Origin of the sequence: Roseobacter sp. GAI101 (genome assembly GCF_000156335.1) — a bacterium.
Taxonomy (GTDB): domain Bacteria; phylum Pseudomonadota; class Alphaproteobacteria; order Rhodobacterales; family Rhodobacteraceae; genus Sulfitobacter.
Window position 1 is genome coordinate 1,330,334 of the sequence record NZ_DS999213.1, and the last position, 15,014, is coordinate 1,345,347.

Below are 15,014 nucleotides of genomic sequence, written 5' to 3' on the forward strand. Positions count from 1 at the left end.
AATCTGGGTGAAAACTTTGGCCGCCGCAAATCAAAAACGCATTTCGCTGACCGAAAACCGTCACCGCCGAAAGAGTGACTATTTTTTATGCAGCACAGGCCGTGAGAAATTGCCGAAGGTATGACCGTCGGGCAAAAACCGCCCTGACTGGCGCGCATACATGCGTTTGCTGAAACACGTCCTGGGTCGTTTCAGGATAGTTTGCAGGTCTCGAGGTCAGCTTTCCCGGAAAGCGCGGCTGAAGTAGACCGTGAGCGGTTTTGCCAGATAGCTGAGAGGTGACCGGTCTCCGGTCTTGATAAACGCCTCGACCGGCATGCCGGGCAACAGGATCTGACCCTCGAGTTTTTCGAGTTCGCCAGCCTCGGGGATCAATTCGACACGGTAAAATGACACGCCGGTTACCTCGTCGCGAAACACGTCGGCAGACAGTTTCGTGACCCGCCCCAGAATGGAAGGCGTCATCCGTTGGTCAAACGCCGCAAAGCGCAGATCAGCGACCTGCCCCACATGCACCTGATCGACATGGATCGCGTCAATCGACGCCGAGATAACAAGCGACCTGTCTTGCGGGATCACGAACATCACAGGTTCGGCGGCAGAAACGACCGATTGCAGGGCAAAGATCGTCGACCCATAGATGATCCCGCTGACCGGTGACCGGATCTCCATGCGCGACAGCGTTTCTTTCGAACTGAGCCGCCGCTGGAACAGTTCGGTTTCGCTGAACTGGAGGTCGCGCAGGGTGGTGATGGCGTCTTCCCTGATCCGCGAGGTCAGTGAAATCGTTTCGATGTTCAGCGACGCGATGCGGTCGCGCATTTCAGCGACCTTCGCATCCAGACTTCCGATCTCGCCATTCAGCCGCGCCTGTTCGCGGCGCAACGACGATACCCGGGCCGCAGGGGACAACCCTTTTTCGAACAGGGTTTCACTGTCCTTCAGCTCGACCTCGATCAAGGTTCTCTGGGTCTCGAGCGCGGCGAGCTGGGCCGTAGCACCTTTGATCTGGTTCTCTGTCTGGTTGATCTGTTCAGAAATCTGTTCCGACTTCTGCTGCAAGGTCGTCGCGCGCGCCTCGAACAGCCGTTGCTGGCCGTCGATCAGCCGCTGGACCGTGGCGTCATCGGCCAACGCCTCGCGTAGGTGGTCAGAAATCACGAGGTCATCCAGGCCGTCGCGCTCGGCCTCCAGCCGGGCCTTTCGCGCGAGGATTTCATAGAGCTGCCCTTCGATGATCGCCAGTTCGGCACGCTCGAGCGAGGCGTCCAGCCGAAGCAGAACATCGCCGGCACTGACCATATCACCATCATGGACCAGAATTTCGCCGACCACCCCGCCTTTGGGATGCTGCACGACCTGCCGGTTGGATTCGACCTGAACGCTGCCTGATGCGATGATGGCACCCGCGATCCTTGACTGGATGCCCCAGACCCCGAGGGCCAGCACCAACACCGCAAGGGCCAGAAATCCAAGACCAAGTGGCAGTGTCGCCTTCCACTTGCGTTTGACGCGAGGTTTACGGCTCATGATGTTTCCGCCTTTGCAATGGTTTGCCGGATGCTTCTGACGTTGGTCAGCATTGTCTTCAGCACCTCGTCGCGGGGACCATCCGCGATGATCCGGCCGCCTTCGATCACCAGAAGGCGATCACATTCGGAAATCGCCGTGGGCCTATGGGTCATGATGATGACGGCGCGGTCTGACGCCTTGAATTCCCGCACCGCGCGGTTCAGGGCCATTGATCCGTCATTGTCCAAAGCCGAATTCGGCTCGTCCAGCACCAACAGGACCGGGTCGCCGTACAGGGCACGCGCCAAAGCGATGCGTTGACGCTGGCCGCCCGACAGTTGGCTTTTGTCCCCCTGAACGATGGTCTTGTACCCGTCGGGAAGGGCCAGGATCATCTCGTGGGCATTGGCACGTTTCGCGGCCTCGACCACCTTTGCGTCATCGGGTTCTGTCGACATGCGCGCGATGTTTTCAGCCACGGTGCCGGAAAACAGCGACACGTTCTGCGGCAGATAACCGACAAAGCGGGCCAGCGCATCCGGATCGTATTGGTCAATCGTGGCCCCGCCCAGCCTGACCTCGCCCGCGGCGACGGGGACCAAGCCCAGCATCGCCTTTGCCAAAGTTGACTTGCCTGCCCCGCTTTTGCCGATCACGCCCAGCACCTGTCCCGGTGACACCGAAACGTTGATATTCGAGAGGGTCAGTTTCGTGGCTCCCGGCGCAAAGACCGACACACCTTTCAAGGACAGGTCCGCCTTCGGGCACGGCAGATCAAGCGTTTCGGGGTCAACCGGCGTTGTCTCAAGCAAGGTGCGCAGTGACCCCCACGCCGCGATCGACCGTTGCACCAATGCCCATTGCCCGATTGATTGTTCGATCGGGGCCAGCGCCCGTCCCAGAAGGATCGAACTTGCAATCATCGCACCGCCGGTGACCTCGCCCTGCAACACCAGATAGGCCCCAAGCGCCAGAATGGCGGATTGCAAGAGCAGCCGGAATGATTTGGTCAGCGCCGTAAACGACCCCGTCCAGTCGCTGGCCTTTATGGTCTGGTCCAGGGCTTCGTCGCGCAAGCCGTGCCACCGTTCAGAAATGGCGGCGCTCATTCCTTGTGACCGGACAACCTCGGCCGACCGCCGCGCCTGTTCCCCAAGACTGGCCGCCAGAGACGCCGTCGACTGCGCCTCGAGCGTTTTGCGGCGGGTGAGCCAGTTGTTGAGAAGCGCAATCACAACCAAAAGCGCACCGCCGATCAAGGCCAAGATCCCCAGCCACGGGTGAAAGATAAAGATTGCGCCCATGAACAACGGCGTCCACGGCGCATCGAACAGGGCGATCATGACCGGTGACGTGAACAAGGTCTGCACTGTCTCAAGGTCCCGCTGCCCGCTGCTGGGGGCCGCACGTTTCGACGGCATCAGCGCCTGTTTCAAAACCGCGTCAAAAACGCGTTCATCAAGTTCGGTCTGAAAACGTGCCCCGTAGCGCGCAAGTATCCTGCCGCGCGCATAATCAAGAACGCCCAACAGCCCGTAAAGCACGACCACAAGCGCAAAAAGCGCAACCAGCGTTTCCTCCGAGCGCGATCCAAGCACCCGGTCGTACACCTGCAACATGAACAACGGCCCCGTCAGCATCAGCATATTCACGAAAACACTGAACAGGAATACAGCGCTCAAAAGCTTGTTGCCGCTCCGTCTGGCTTTTTTCAGTTCGAGAAGCCCGAGTGTCCTATTGGTCATGGTTTGCCCCTGATAGTTTCTTGAAACGGTCGCCCGGCAGCCGGGCATGTCGTCGTCGAAAGCTGTCAGGTGAACCATCGCCCCCGCATCCGCGCGTCGCAGGCGAGGATGCTGACGCAGGACAACCAATCGCCCGCTGCACCAGCCAAGGATACGGGATGTCAGGCCGACACCCTCCTGATGCCGCCTTGTGCGAACCGGAAACTAGGTTCTCGACCCCTACCATCGCGATGGTTTCCGGCCTCTCGGTCCAGCCGACCACCCCCGATCCGGACCCCGCCGGGTCATCTGATCCGCGCTTTGATACACCATGCGTTTCGTCCGACCCCCAAAATCAATCTGCGGAGTTTCGTCTTGGGCTACCCTTGTCGGACGCCTTCGCCCCTTCCCAGACAGGAAGGGCACCACCCCAGTTGACATTGTTTGTAGGATTTCGGGCGGGGATCGGATTGATCCAGATCAACGCCGGTGTGACCCTTAGGGGCATCGCCCTTCGAATTGTCCTAGGATTCTAGTCATGTCCGTCCAGCCGGATTTGACCGAAAAATCAGCCTGGCCAATCATCGCCAGGAAAATCGACGCGACAAATATGTCGGGCTTTGGCATTTGGCGCAAAAATCATTGCGGTTAAATCCACCGTTCGAGATCTGAAAAAAAGGCACTGACAAATCAGCCCTGCATTCGCGCCGTGTTCCTCAGGTGCCATCTACTTCAGATTTTTCGACCCGCCCCGTCCCAATAAGGTGCGCGCAGTCTTGGCTTGAAGATCTTGCCGCTGTCTTCGCGTGGCAGGGCGTCGTGAAAATCTATGATCCGTGGGTGTTTGAAGCGGGCAAGCTTGCCGTCCAGAAAATCAAGAACCTCTTGCGCATCGGGGTTCCAGCCCTTGGCCGGTTCGACGGCAGCGACAATCTGTTCGCCAAATTCGGGGTCCGGCGCGCCAAAGACGGCCACGTCGCGGATGAACGGGGCGCGCATCAAAACCGCTTCGATTTCGACGGGAAAGATGTTTGCCCCACCCGAAATGATCATGTCCTTCTTGCGGTCCGTGATAAACAGAAACCCGTCAGCGTCTACCCACCCCAGATCACCGACCGAAAAATGCCCATGCTTTTCAGCTGCCAACCGGCTTTCGGGGTCGTTGGAATAGTCGAACCCGCCAAAGGCATCCATCCGCGCATGGATTTCGCCCACCTGCCCTGTCGGCAGTTCAACGCCGTCCGGATCAAGGATCAACACCGTGCCACCCATCTGCATCTGCCCTGCCGTCCCGGGTCTGGCCAACGCGTCCTGCGACGATACCATCGTCATGAACCCGATCTCGGTCGCGCCATAGCTTTCCCAGAAAACCGGTCCCCACCAATCAATCATCGCAACCTTCAGATCATGCGGCCAGGGCGACCCCGTCGAGACGCAGAATTCGACCGAGGACAGATCATAGCGCGCCTTCACCGCGTCGGGCAATTTCAACATCCGGCTCATCATCGTGGGTACCAGATAGACATGGGTAATCCGCTGCGCCTGAAGGGTTTCCAGGAACGTCTCGGGGTCGAATTTCGGGGCGACAAAGGTCGACACCCCGGGCGTCACCAGCGCCGCAGATGTGAGGGTCGAGGGCGCTGAGTGATAAATCGGGGCCGCCGTGAAAAACCGCGACCCCGGCTTGAGCCGCAACATCTCCGATCCGATACGCGCCAGGACGTCTTCGAAATCCTTTCGCGGACCGGACCCGACGCGCCGCACCCCCTTGGGCTTGCCCGTGGACCCCGACGTATAGCGCATCAGGGGCCGCATCATTTCGCGCGTCTCGACAGGCTGGTCCGCGGCCATAAGGCTTCCCCATTCCAGGGTGTCGGGGTCAGTCGCAGCAGACGCGGCATCAATCCCGTAGGCCGTACACAAGGCCGCACCAGGTGTCACGGCGATCACGGTACGGTCGACCAAAGCGGGCCGCACAGCGTCGATCAGATCGCGGTGAATGATCACGAAACGCGCCCCGCTGTCATCGCAAATGGCCGCGACTTCCTCGGCTTCGGCGTGCCAGTTCAGCGCGACGACCACCGTTCCGGCCATGGCCGCCGCGCGCATGATCTCGAGCTGCGCCAGATCGTTGCGCATGATGATGGCGACCGGAACATCCGCACCTGCCCCGATCGCGTCCAGTGCTGCGGCCCCCTTGGCCGCGTTTCGGGTCAATTCCGAACGACTTATCCGGCGATCAAAATCCGCAACCAACGCGTCAGACATATCCTCTCCCCCCATGCGGCAACCGCCGTTTCAGCCCGGCAAAGCCGTTCCGTTCGACGTCTTTTCACCAAACGCTACCCCATGTCCGGTCAGTGGTCCATCACGACGGTCGCGCGGCCCGGTGGTGCCCGACAGAAGCCGAATGATTTTTTCTGTGCTTGATCCCGTCCGCCAACGGCGCGAGGTTGACCTGAAACCGACCTTGACACCCGCGACCCAAAAGAAAGCCGTGATCCATGAAAATCTCTGCCGAACATCTGACCGCCCTGGCGACATCCATTCTAATCCATGCAGGGGGCCAGCCGGACGCCGCGCAGCGGATTGCCACGCGGCTGGTCAGCGCCAATCTGACGGGCCATGACAGTCACGGTGTCGGGATGATCCCGGCTTATGTTGACGGCATTTTCGCAGGCACACTGGACCCTGATGCATCCGTGGACGTCGTGCAGGACAAGGGCCCGTTTCTGCTGGTGGACGGCCAGCGTGGCTTTGGCCACATCGTGGCGGAACAGGCGATGGACCTTGCGATCCAGCGTGCCCGCACCAACCACTTTGCGGTGCTGTCCTTGCGCAACAGCTTTCACCTTGGACGATTGGGGGACTGGGGGGCCATGGCCGCCGAGGCAGGCTTCATCTGCATTCTCTACGCCAATGTGCAGTCCTCCAGACCGCTTGTGGCCCCCTTTGGCGGCAGTGACGGGCGTTTTGTGACCAACCCCTATTGCACCGCAATTCCGGCGACAGACACCCACCCGATGTTCCTGCTGGATATGGCCACCAGCAAGATCGCGATGGGCAAGGCGCGTGTGGCACATTTAAGCGGGAAACAGGTGCCCGAAGGATCATTGATCGATGCGCAGGGCAACCCGACCACCGATCCGTCGGTGATGTTCGACGACGCGGGCGGTGCACTGACGACATTTGGCGATCACAAGGGCTTCGGGCTGGCCCTTCTGGGCGATATTCTGGGCGGGTCCTTTAGCGGCGGCGGTGCCTACCTGCCCGAACGCGAGGTGCCGTTGAGCATTACCAACAACATGCTGGCGATCCTGATCGACCCCGATGTGTTCGGCATGGCGCAGGCCTTTGGCGTCGATATGGACCGCTACACCGATTGGGTAAAGGCATCCCCGCCGGCACCGGGCGTTGACGCCGTGCAACTGCCCGGCGATCCGGAACGCCGCAGCGCCCAGGACCGACAGGCCAACGGCATTTTCGTAGACGCCGGAACCCGCGCCCATTTGGTGGAAACGGCAACCCGTGCAGGCGTGCCACAGGACCAGATTGATGCCCTGATCGCCCCGGCCGGGGTCGCGCCATGACGCCACCACTTCACGATACGCTGCGTGCGATCCTTGGGGACAAGGGGTTTCTGACTGGCGCGGATGTCCATTCGGGCTATCACACCGACCCGCGCGGCACGGTCGATGCGCGGCCCGATATGGTCCTGCGCCCTGCGTCGACACAGGAAATGTCGCAGATCATGGCGGCCTGCCATGGCGCGTCCCAGCCCGTGGTGATCCAGGGCGGGCTTACCGGCTTGGTCGTCGGGGCGATGCCCCAGCACGGCGAGGTTGTGATTTCACTGGAGCGCATGAACAAGGTCGAAGCAATTGATGCAAAGGCGGGGACCATCACGGTGCAGGCCGGCACGCCTTTGCAGGTGGTACAAGAGGCTGCCGATGCCGTGGGCATGGTCTATCCCCTTGATCTGGGGTCGCGCGGGTCTTGCAGCATCGGGGGAAACCTGTCGACGAATGCAGGCGGCAACCGGGTGATCCGCTATGGCATGACCCGCGATCTGACATTGGGGATCGAAGCAGTTCTTGCGGATGGCACCATCATCAACAGCCTTAACGGCTATATCAAGAACAACACCGGTTATGATCTGAAACAGATGTTCATCGGCAGCGAGGGCACCCTGGGCCTGATCACCCGCGCGACTTTGCGACTGTATCCCAAGCCCAAGACGCAAGTGGTGGCGTTTTGCGCGGCCGACAGCTTTGATGCCGTGTCGGATTTGATGACCCATACGCGTTCCGGCCTTGGCGCGGACCTGAGCGCCTTCGAGGTGATCTGGGCCAGTACCTATGCCGCGATCCTGTCGGATGTGCCCGGCACAAAGGCCCCTGTCCCACCCGGCCACGCATTTTATGTGCTGATTGAAATGATGGGATCGGATTCGGCGGGCGACACGGATAAATTCGAAACCTGTCTGGGGGACGCGCTCGAACGGGGGATGATCGTAGATGCCGTCCTGTCGCGGTCGAACGCCGAGATTGATGCGTTCTGGAATGTGCGTGACGGCATGGCGCAGGCCATGGGCAAACAACAGCCCGCCGTGGGGTTCGACATCAGCCTCTCCATTCCCGATATGAAAACCATCGAAGACGAACTGCTACGCCGCTTGCGCGCCGCCTTGGGCGACGTGCGCCTGTTTGTCGGCGGGCATCTGGCCGATGGCAACCTGCATCTGGTCGCCAAGGCGGTCACCGATGCCCCGCAGCCCAAGGAACAGATCCAACAGATCGTCTATGGCTGGGTCGGAGAAGTCGGCGGGTCGATCTCGGCTGAACATGGCATCGGAACTCTGAAACGTGCTTATCTGGGCCAAAGCCGCACGGCAGCGGAACTGGCGCTGATGCGCACGCTCAAGCAGGCGATGGACCCGAAAAACCTGCTGAACCCCGGGCGCATTTTCCACATGCAGGCCAATGACCTTGGATGAAGCTGTCAGTGTGACGATTGATATATAGGCCCATTTTCGCGGCAACTTGCCAAGGCCCGTCGCCGCACGGATCACACGTGTAGTCCTGACCCTCGCGCGCGCGCTGAACGCGCGGCATCAAGCCTATCCGTCGCTGCTTGCCCCCGGTGCAGTCTGCGCTTTGCCCTTCGCGATGGCCTGCCAGGGACGCCCATTGCCCCCTATGACGGTGTCATCAACGCGACAACTTGGCCCGCGCGCAACGCCTGCCCCGGTGCCGCACGCACATCGCTGATGCGTCCGGACGCGGGGGCCAGCACCGCCATTTCCATCTTCATCGATTCAACAATCGCCACTGTGTCTCCGGCTTTGACAAGATCGCCGGGGGCCACGGTGACCTTCCACAGACTGCCCGGCACGGCGCTTTCGATGCCGATGAAACCCTCGGGGATATCGTCCGGTGCCGCATCTGCCACCTTTCCGTGATCCGGCGCAAAACTGTCTTGGCCCTGCTCTTTCCACCGCTGCCGCTCGGCCTCGAATGCGTCCTGCTGGTTGTTCTTGAACCGCGTGATATCCGCAGCCTGTTCGGCAAAGGCGCGCTTGTGATCGGCCCATTTGAATGTCGTCTCTTCGATCTTCAGCGGGTATTCCCCATGCGGAAAGGCATGCCGCGCTTCGGTCAGTTCTTCGTGGGATACCGGGAAAAACCTGATCTGGTCGAAGAAATCCAGCAGCCACGGGTTCTTGTGAAATGCAGGCGTGCGCCGCCACGTATTCCAGACCTGCACCGTCCGCCCGACCAACTGATAGCCCCCCGGTCCCTCCATGCCATAGACACACATGTAGGCACCGCCGATTCCCACGGCATTTTCAGGTGTCCAGGTGCGCGCGGGATTGTATTTCGTCGTGACCAGACGGTGGCGCGGATCAATCGGTGTCGCCACGGGCGCACCCAGATAGACATCCCCCAGCCCCAGGACCAGATAGCTGGCGTCATAGACGATCTTGCGCACGGCAGCTTCGTCCTGCAATCCGTTGATCCGGCGTATGAATTCGATATTCGACGGACACCACGGCGCGTCCGGACGGACCAGATCCTGATACTTTCGCATCGCCAGTTCGGCCTGCGGATCGCCCCAGGACAGCGGCAGATGCACGATGCGCGACGGCACGGTGATGTCTTCTGCGGGGGGCAAGGTCGCCTCGATCTCGGTCAGGAAGGCCAGCAGTTTATCCCGCGACAACCGCGTGCTGTCATAGTGGATTTGCAACGACCTGATCCCCGGTGTCAGGTCAATCACCGGCAACTTGGCGTCCCGAACAGCCTGCATCAACAAATGCACCCGCAGCCGCAATTCGATGTCCAGCGTCATATCACCGTATTCGACCAACAGATTGTCGTCACCCTGACGGCGGTACACGACCGGAACCTCTGCCCCGTCCTTGCGCATCATCACCGGGGATCCCGCACCCGCAAGGCTGGGGGCCGTGACCGGGTCGTCTGCCCGCTGCACTGGTTTGAACCGGATGGTATCGCCGGGACGGAACTGGCCCATTTTCCATCGGTCTTCGGCCGCGACGACAGCAGGGCTGACGAACCCGCCAAGGCTGGGACCGTCCGGCCCCAAAATGATCGGCATGTCACCGGTAAAATCGATGGCCCCGACCGCATAGGCGTTGTCATGCAGGTTCGACGGGTGCAATCCAGCCTCTCCGCCATCCGCGCGTGCCCATTGCGGTGCAGGTCCGATCAAGCGGACGCCGGTACGGTCGGAATTGAAATGCACCTTGTAGTCGGTGGCAAAGAACGCGGCGATGTCGCTGGTCCGAAAGAAATCCGGCGCACCATGCGGGCCATACAGGACGCTTACCTCCCATGCGGTGGTCAGCGACATGTCTTCCAGCGGCGCAGGGGCGGCACAGGGATGGGACGCGATATGGAGCACATCGCCGGTCTTGAGCGTGCCCATGGCGTGACCACCAAACTGCCCTAGGCCGAAACACGCCCGGGAGCCGAGGATTTCCGGCGCATCGAACCCGCCAGCAACTGCCAGATAGGCCCGCTGCCCTGCCCCGATGATCCCGCCAATGGCCAGCACTGCCCCGGCAGGCACGTCAATTACCGGCCCGACCACTTGGGCACCATCCAGGGCCAGCGTCATCTGCGCTCCGGCCATGGCAATGCGCGTCGCGGACAGAAAGCGCAGGGTCGGACCCGTCATTGTCAGTTCAAGCGCTGCGGTGTCGGGGGGATTGCCAAGCAGGCGGTTGGCGTTGCGGAAAGAGGCCGCATCCATCGGGCCCGACGGCGGCACACCAACATGCCACAAGCCAAGCCGACCGGGCAGTTCCTGAAGGCTGGATTGTGCACCGGGGGCGATCACCTCGATACAGGTGGGGGAGAAATCAAAGCGGTTCAACGCCGTCGTCGTTACCTGCCCCGACGCCAGAATGTCAGAAGCCGCAATCGCCCGCAGATAGCCCAGATTGGTTTCAATCCCCGAAACGCGGGTCTCCTCCAGCGCCTGTTGCAGCGCGGCGATGGCGGCTGGCCGATCCGCGCCGGTCACGATGATCTTGGCCAGCATCGGATCGTAGAAAGGGGTCACCTCGGTACCGGTTTCGATCCAGGTGTCGATGCGGGCAGTGTCGGGAAACTGCACATCCGTCAGACGCCCGGCAGAGGGGCGAAAGCCCGCATGCGGCACCTCGGCATAAAGACGCACCTCGATCGCGGCCCCCTGCAGCACCAGCGGGACGTCAGGCAGAACCGCTTCTCCGGCGGCCTGCCGGATCATCCATTCGACAAGGTCGATGCCATAGACGGCTTCGGTGACGGGGTGTTCGACCTGCAATCTTGTGTTCACCTCGAGAAAATAGAAATCCTCGCGCAGGGGGTCATAGATGAATTCGACCGTGCCCGCCGACGCATAGGATACGGACGCACAAAGCGCCTTGGCAGCAGCGTGCAACTGCGCGCGCACAGCGTCGGGCAAACCCGGAGCCGGTGTTTCCTCGACCACCTTCTGGTTGCGGCGCTGCAAGGAACAATCGCGTTCGCCCAAAGCTATCACGCGCCCCGCCCCGTCCCCGAAAACCTGCACTTCGACATGGCGCGCGTCTGCAACGAACCTTTCGATGAATACCCGGGCATCGCCGAAACTGGCGTTGGCCGTCCGCCCGACGGTTTCAAATGCCGCCGTCAATGCCGCCTCGTCAGCGCAAAGCTGCATCCCGATGCCGCCCCCGCCTGCAGTGCTTTTCAGCATCACCGGATAGCCGATGCGCGCAGCCTCGGCCACCGCCTGCGCCGCCGTGGCCAGCAAACCCGACCCGGGCAACAGCGGCACATCAGCGGCCATCGCCAGATCGCGCGCCGTATGTTTCATGCCAAACGCCAGCAGGTGTTCGACCCGTGGCCCGATGAACGTGATCCCTGCGTCAGCCAACCGTGCGGCAAAATCGGTATTTTCCGACAGGAAACCATAGCCCGGGTGCACCGCCTGCGCGCCCGTCGCGGTGCAGGCCGCAATCACGGCATCTGCGTTCAAATAGCTTTCGGCGGCAGGCGATAGCCCAAGGCGCACGGCCTCGTCCGCAAGCCTTACCGCTGGTGAAAAGCGGTCCGCATCCGACCACACGGCAACGGATGCGATACCCAACCGGCGCAACGTTTTGATGACCCGAACCGCGATTTCACCGCGATTGGCCACAAGTACCTTCGTGAACATGGCTTATCCTTTGATCACAACACGGATCGGCGTCGGGTCGAAACCGTTGCAGGGATTGTTGATTTGCGGACAGTTCGATATCACGCAAAGCACGTCCATTTCCGCCACCATTTCCACGTGATCGCCCGGCGCGGAAATGCCGTCATCCACGGTCATCGCGCCATTCGGGCTGATCGGCACGTTCATGAAAAAGTTGATGTTGGCGACGATGTCGCGCTTGGTCATGCCGTGGCGGGACAGTTCCATGATGAAATTCTCGCGGCACGCATGTTGATACAGCGTGTCATGGCCGAACCGGACCGTGTTGCTTTCGCATGAACAGCACCCGGCCGACGTATCATGCCGGCCCGAAGTATCGGCCGTCACCGTCAACATCGCGCGGCCTTCCGATGACATCAGCCGCGTGCCCGTGGTGATATATGCGGCCCCCTGGGCACGCAGCGTGTCCTGACTGGAATAGCGTTCGCCAAAATCGTCGGCCCGATAGAAAATCGTGTCGATCGCCTGCTGGCCATAGGTGTCTTCGACGCGGATGGTCTGACCTTTTCTCACGATCCCGGACCATGGTTTTTCGGCGGCAATATCATACACTTGATCCATGACCTTAACCCTTTGCCTTAGCATTGTTTTCAAATCCGCGTTGCGCTTCGGCGGTGGAGGTCCGACACATGTCATCGTCAGCCACCGGCGTGCCCGAAATCTTGGTTATCTCGACGGCGTCGGGGACGGATCCGGCACGCGGGTCCAGCGGATGCGGGCAGTTGGACAGGGCGACCAGCAGGTCGATTTCGGCGCGCAGTTCGATCCAGTCCCCTTGCGAGACCATGGAGCCGCGCCATTCAAACCGGCCATCGGACTGCACCCGGACCGGGGCAAACAGGGTAAACATCGGCGGGATATCACGCCGGTCCAACCCCAGCTTGGCCGCGGCCAGCACCATGTTGTCGTGGGTGTTGCGCATCCGGGGATCGTTGTATTTCTCGACCGTGGCGGGCGTCGACCCGCCTGTCAGCGCATCATGCGCCCCAGAGCTGTCTTCGACAATCGACAGCATCACGCGGCCCATGTCCGAAAAGATCACCCGCCCTTTCGCAAGGTCGGTTGTCCATTGCAGCTTGATGGTATCGGGCAGGTTCATCCGCTCGGTCGGGTCGGCGGCGGACCAGGCGGCCAACGACACCGATGACCCCGCCCCTTGCGGGGCAAGGCGGATGATGTCGCCCTCGGTCACGGCGAGGGTCGTGTACCAGCCCCCCGGCACAGTCCTGGACGACAGAACCGACGCAACGTCGATTTCCGGCGCAGGGCGCGGGCTGGCAACGGGCATTGAGCCCGGTGAATGGTCAAGCCCCATGCGTTGATGTTCAAGATAGCGCTGACGGTCGGCGTTGATCTGTTCGGGGGTGCGGTGGACGTGCATCTCAGGTCTCCGGTGGTTGATCGGGTCGTCCCGATGTCACGGCTTGTACGGTCGGGTCGTCCCAACCAAGGGCGTATTCGGTATTGAACAGGGTGCGGGCTCCGGCGACGCGGGGCGGCCAGATGTCGATGTCATTGGTGATCGAGGCCCCGTAGCGGTCGGCCTCTTCGGGGCGGTTGCGTTTGCGACCCAAGGCGACGACACGGGTCCCCAGGGTGAACGCCTCGCGCAGGTCATGCGTAACCATCACGACTGTCATGGGCCGTTCATCCCACAGCCGTTTCATCAGATGGTGAATGTCCGTCCGGATGCCGGGGTCCAGCGCGCCAAACGGTTCGTCCAGCAGCAGCACCCGTGGTTTCATCATCAACGCCTGCGCCAGGGCAAGCCGTTGCTGCATCCCGCCGGACAGTTGCGCGGGGTATTTATCTTCTGATCCGGCAAGGCCGACATCGGCGATCATCTGCCTTGCGGCCTCATTCAGATGTCGCCGCGCCGCGCCAAAGCTGCGGCCCACGACGCGCGCCGATTGCAATTCCGGACCCAACATGACGTTGCCCAGAACCGTCAGATGCGGAAACACCGAATAGCGTTGGTACACCACACCGCGGTCCGGCCCGGGTTCATCAGGCAAGGCTGCGCCATCCAGCATGATGGTGCCACGGGTTGCGCGTTCTTGCCCCAGCAACAGGCGCAGCAATGTCGTTTTCCCGCAACCTGACGGCCCGACAAGCGCCACGAAGGATCGCGGGGCGATATCAAGGCTCAGGTTTTCGATGACGATCTGGTCGCCGTATTCCTTCCAGACATTGCGCAACGTGAGGGCCGTCATCTGCCCGCCTCCAGCTGCGACCAGGGGAACAGCCAGCGGCGGAAGCGATCGATGCCGAAATCGGCACTGGCCGCCAGAAAGGTGATCCATGCGACATAGGGAAAGATGATGTCCATCGACAGATAGCGCCGTACCAGAAAGATGCGGTAGCCCAGACCGCTGTCCGCGGAAATCGCCTCGGCGGCGATAAGAAACAGGAAGGCGGGCCCCAGTTGCAGGCGCAGACTGCCCAAGAGACGCGGCAGGGCCTGGGGCAAGACGATGCGCAGGGCGATCAGCCAGCTTGAGGCCGACAGGGTCTCGGCCTTGACGATCTGTTCGCGGGGCAAGGCCAGCACGGTTTGCGCAAGATCACGGATCATGATCGGGGCGACGCCGATTACGATCAACGCAATCTTGGACGTTTCCCCCAATCCCATCGAAATGAAAAGGATCGGCAGCAGCGCCAAGGGCGGCACCATGGACACAAAGCTGACAAAGGGGGCCAGCAGCGCGCGAAAGAACGGCAGGATGCCGATGCAGACGCCGATCACCAACGCCAGTGCCGTCGATATGCCAAGGCCCGCGGCAAGCCGCTTCAGGCTGGACCAGGTATCGGTCCACAGCAGATAATCACCGCTGCGCCGGTCGGGGGTGAAAGCCATCAGATCGACGGCATCCGCAATGCTGGTGAGCGCCGGCAACAGCTTGTCATTTGGGTTTTCAGCCAACCGCAGGGACGACCCCAGCAGATACGCCAGTATCAGTACCAGGAACGGCGCGAATTTCAAGGCTGTCGCCGCCACCGGCGACAGCTGTTGATTGATCAGGCGCATCG

At 61.3% G+C, this 15,014-nt stretch carries 10 protein-coding genes; 2 read left to right on the plus strand and 8 right to left on the minus strand.

Annotated features, from left to right (window positions below; all coding sequences use genetic code 11):
• Nucleotides 1-216 precede the first annotated feature (216 nt).
• From RGAI101_RS06260 to RGAI101_RS06275, 3 genes are all read right to left on the minus strand, one after another.
• Nucleotides 217-1,530 carry an HlyD family type I secretion periplasmic adaptor subunit gene (locus RGAI101_RS06260; protein WP_008228824.1) on the minus strand — a complete coding sequence of 438 codons (1,314 nt, stop codon included), beginning with the start codon at nucleotides 1,528-1,530 and terminating at the stop codon, nucleotides 217-219.
• Nucleotides 1,527-3,257 carry a type I secretion system permease/ATPase gene (locus RGAI101_RS06265; RefSeq protein WP_037229165.1) on the minus strand — a complete coding sequence of 577 codons (1,731 nt, stop codon included), beginning with the start codon at nucleotides 3,255-3,257 and terminating at the stop codon, nucleotides 1,527-1,529. Before RGAI101_RS06265 ends, RGAI101_RS06260 begins: the two co-directional genes overlap by 4 nt.
• Nucleotides 3,258-3,968: 711 nt before the next feature.
• Nucleotides 3,969-5,504, minus strand: coding sequence for an AMP-binding protein (locus RGAI101_RS06275; protein ID WP_037227561.1), 1,536 nt, complete (start codon nucleotides 5,502-5,504; stop codon nucleotides 3,969-3,971).
• Between the two features lie 236 nt (nucleotides 5,505-5,740).
• On the opposite strand from RGAI101_RS06275, the gene RGAI101_RS06280 reads away from it, so the two are divergent.
• The gene (locus tag RGAI101_RS06280) at nucleotides 5,741-6,826 is read left to right on the plus strand and encodes a malate/lactate/ureidoglycolate dehydrogenase (RefSeq protein ID WP_008228423.1); all 1,086 of its coding nucleotides are present in this window, start codon (nucleotides 5,741-5,743) and stop codon (nucleotides 6,824-6,826) included.
• The gene (locus RGAI101_RS06285; RefSeq protein ID WP_008226987.1) at nucleotides 6,823-8,232 is read left to right on the plus strand and encodes an FAD-binding oxidoreductase; all 1,410 of its coding nucleotides are present in this window, start codon (nucleotides 6,823-6,825) and stop codon (nucleotides 8,230-8,232) included. Before RGAI101_RS06280 ends, RGAI101_RS06285 begins: the two co-directional genes overlap by 4 nt.
• Nucleotides 8,233-8,432: 200 nt before the next feature.
• On the opposite strand, the gene uca is transcribed toward RGAI101_RS06285, so the two are convergent.
• Genes uca through RGAI101_RS06310 form a run of 5 tightly spaced genes read right to left on the minus strand, consistent with a single transcriptional unit; the run spans nucleotide 8,433 to nucleotide 15,012 of the window.
• Nucleotides 8,433-11,945, minus strand: a complete 3,513-nt coding sequence (gene uca / locus RGAI101_RS06290; protein ID WP_008228102.1) for an urea carboxylase — start codon at nucleotides 11,943-11,945, stop codon at nucleotides 8,433-8,435.
• Between the two features lie 3 nt (nucleotides 11,946-11,948).
• A complete protein-coding gene (locus RGAI101_RS06295; protein WP_008227096.1) occupies nucleotides 11,949-12,545 on the minus strand; it encodes an urea amidolyase associated protein UAAP2 in 597 nt (198 codons plus the stop codon).
• Between the two features lie 4 nt (nucleotides 12,546-12,549).
• On the minus strand, nucleotides 12,550-13,365 hold the full coding sequence (locus RGAI101_RS06300) for an urea amidolyase associated protein UAAP1 (RefSeq protein ID WP_008226832.1): 816 nt from the start codon (nucleotides 13,363-13,365) through the stop codon (nucleotides 12,550-12,552).
• A 1-nt stretch (nucleotide 13,366) separates the two neighbouring features.
• Nucleotides 13,367-14,197 carry an ABC transporter ATP-binding protein gene (locus RGAI101_RS06305; protein ID WP_008229073.1) on the minus strand — a complete coding sequence of 277 codons (831 nt, stop codon included), beginning with the start codon at nucleotides 14,195-14,197 and terminating at the stop codon, nucleotides 13,367-13,369.
• Complete coding sequence (locus tag RGAI101_RS06310; protein WP_008226249.1) at nucleotides 14,194-15,012, minus strand: ABC transporter permease; 819 nt, start codon at nucleotides 15,010-15,012, stop codon at nucleotides 14,194-14,196. The genes RGAI101_RS06305 and RGAI101_RS06310 overlap by 4 nt, the downstream gene beginning before the upstream one ends.
• Between the last annotated feature and the right edge of the window lie 2 nt (nucleotides 15,013-15,014).

Excerpts from the sequence above, each read along its gene's own strand:
- RGAI101_RS06295 (WP_008227096.1), bottom strand. The coding sequence starts at position 12,545 with ATGGATCAAGTGTATGATATTGCCGCCGAAAAACCATGGTCCGGGATC.
- RGAI101_RS06260 (WP_008228824.1), bottom strand. The coding sequence starts at position 1,530 with ATGAGCCGTAAACCTCGCGTCAAACGCAAGTGGAAGGCGACACTGCCA.
- uca (WP_008228102.1), bottom strand. The coding sequence starts at position 11,945 with ATGTTCACGAAGGTACTTGTGGCCAATCGCGGTGAAATCGCGGTTCGG.
- RGAI101_RS06300 (WP_008226832.1), bottom strand. The coding sequence starts at position 13,365 with ATGCACGTCCACCGCACCCCCGAACAGATCAACGCCGACCGTCAGCGC.
- RGAI101_RS06265 (WP_037229165.1), bottom strand. The coding sequence starts at position 3,257 with ATGACCAATAGGACACTCGGGCTTCTCGAACTGAAAAAAGCCAGACGG.
- RGAI101_RS06310 (WP_008226249.1), bottom strand. The coding sequence starts at position 15,012 with ATGCGCCTGATCAATCAACAGCTGTCGCCGGTGGCGGCGACAGCCTTG.
- RGAI101_RS06285 (WP_008226987.1), top strand. The coding sequence starts at position 6,823 with ATGACGCCACCACTTCACGATACGCTGCGTGCGATCCTTGGGGACAAG.
- RGAI101_RS06280 (WP_008228423.1), top strand. The coding sequence starts at position 5,741 with ATGAAAATCTCTGCCGAACATCTGACCGCCCTGGCGACATCCATTCTA.
- RGAI101_RS06275 (WP_037227561.1), bottom strand. The coding sequence starts at position 5,504 with ATGTCTGACGCGTTGGTTGCGGATTTTGATCGCCGGATAAGTCGTTCG.
- RGAI101_RS06305 (WP_008229073.1), bottom strand. The coding sequence starts at position 14,197 with ATGACGGCCCTCACGTTGCGCAATGTCTGGAAGGAATACGGCGACCAG.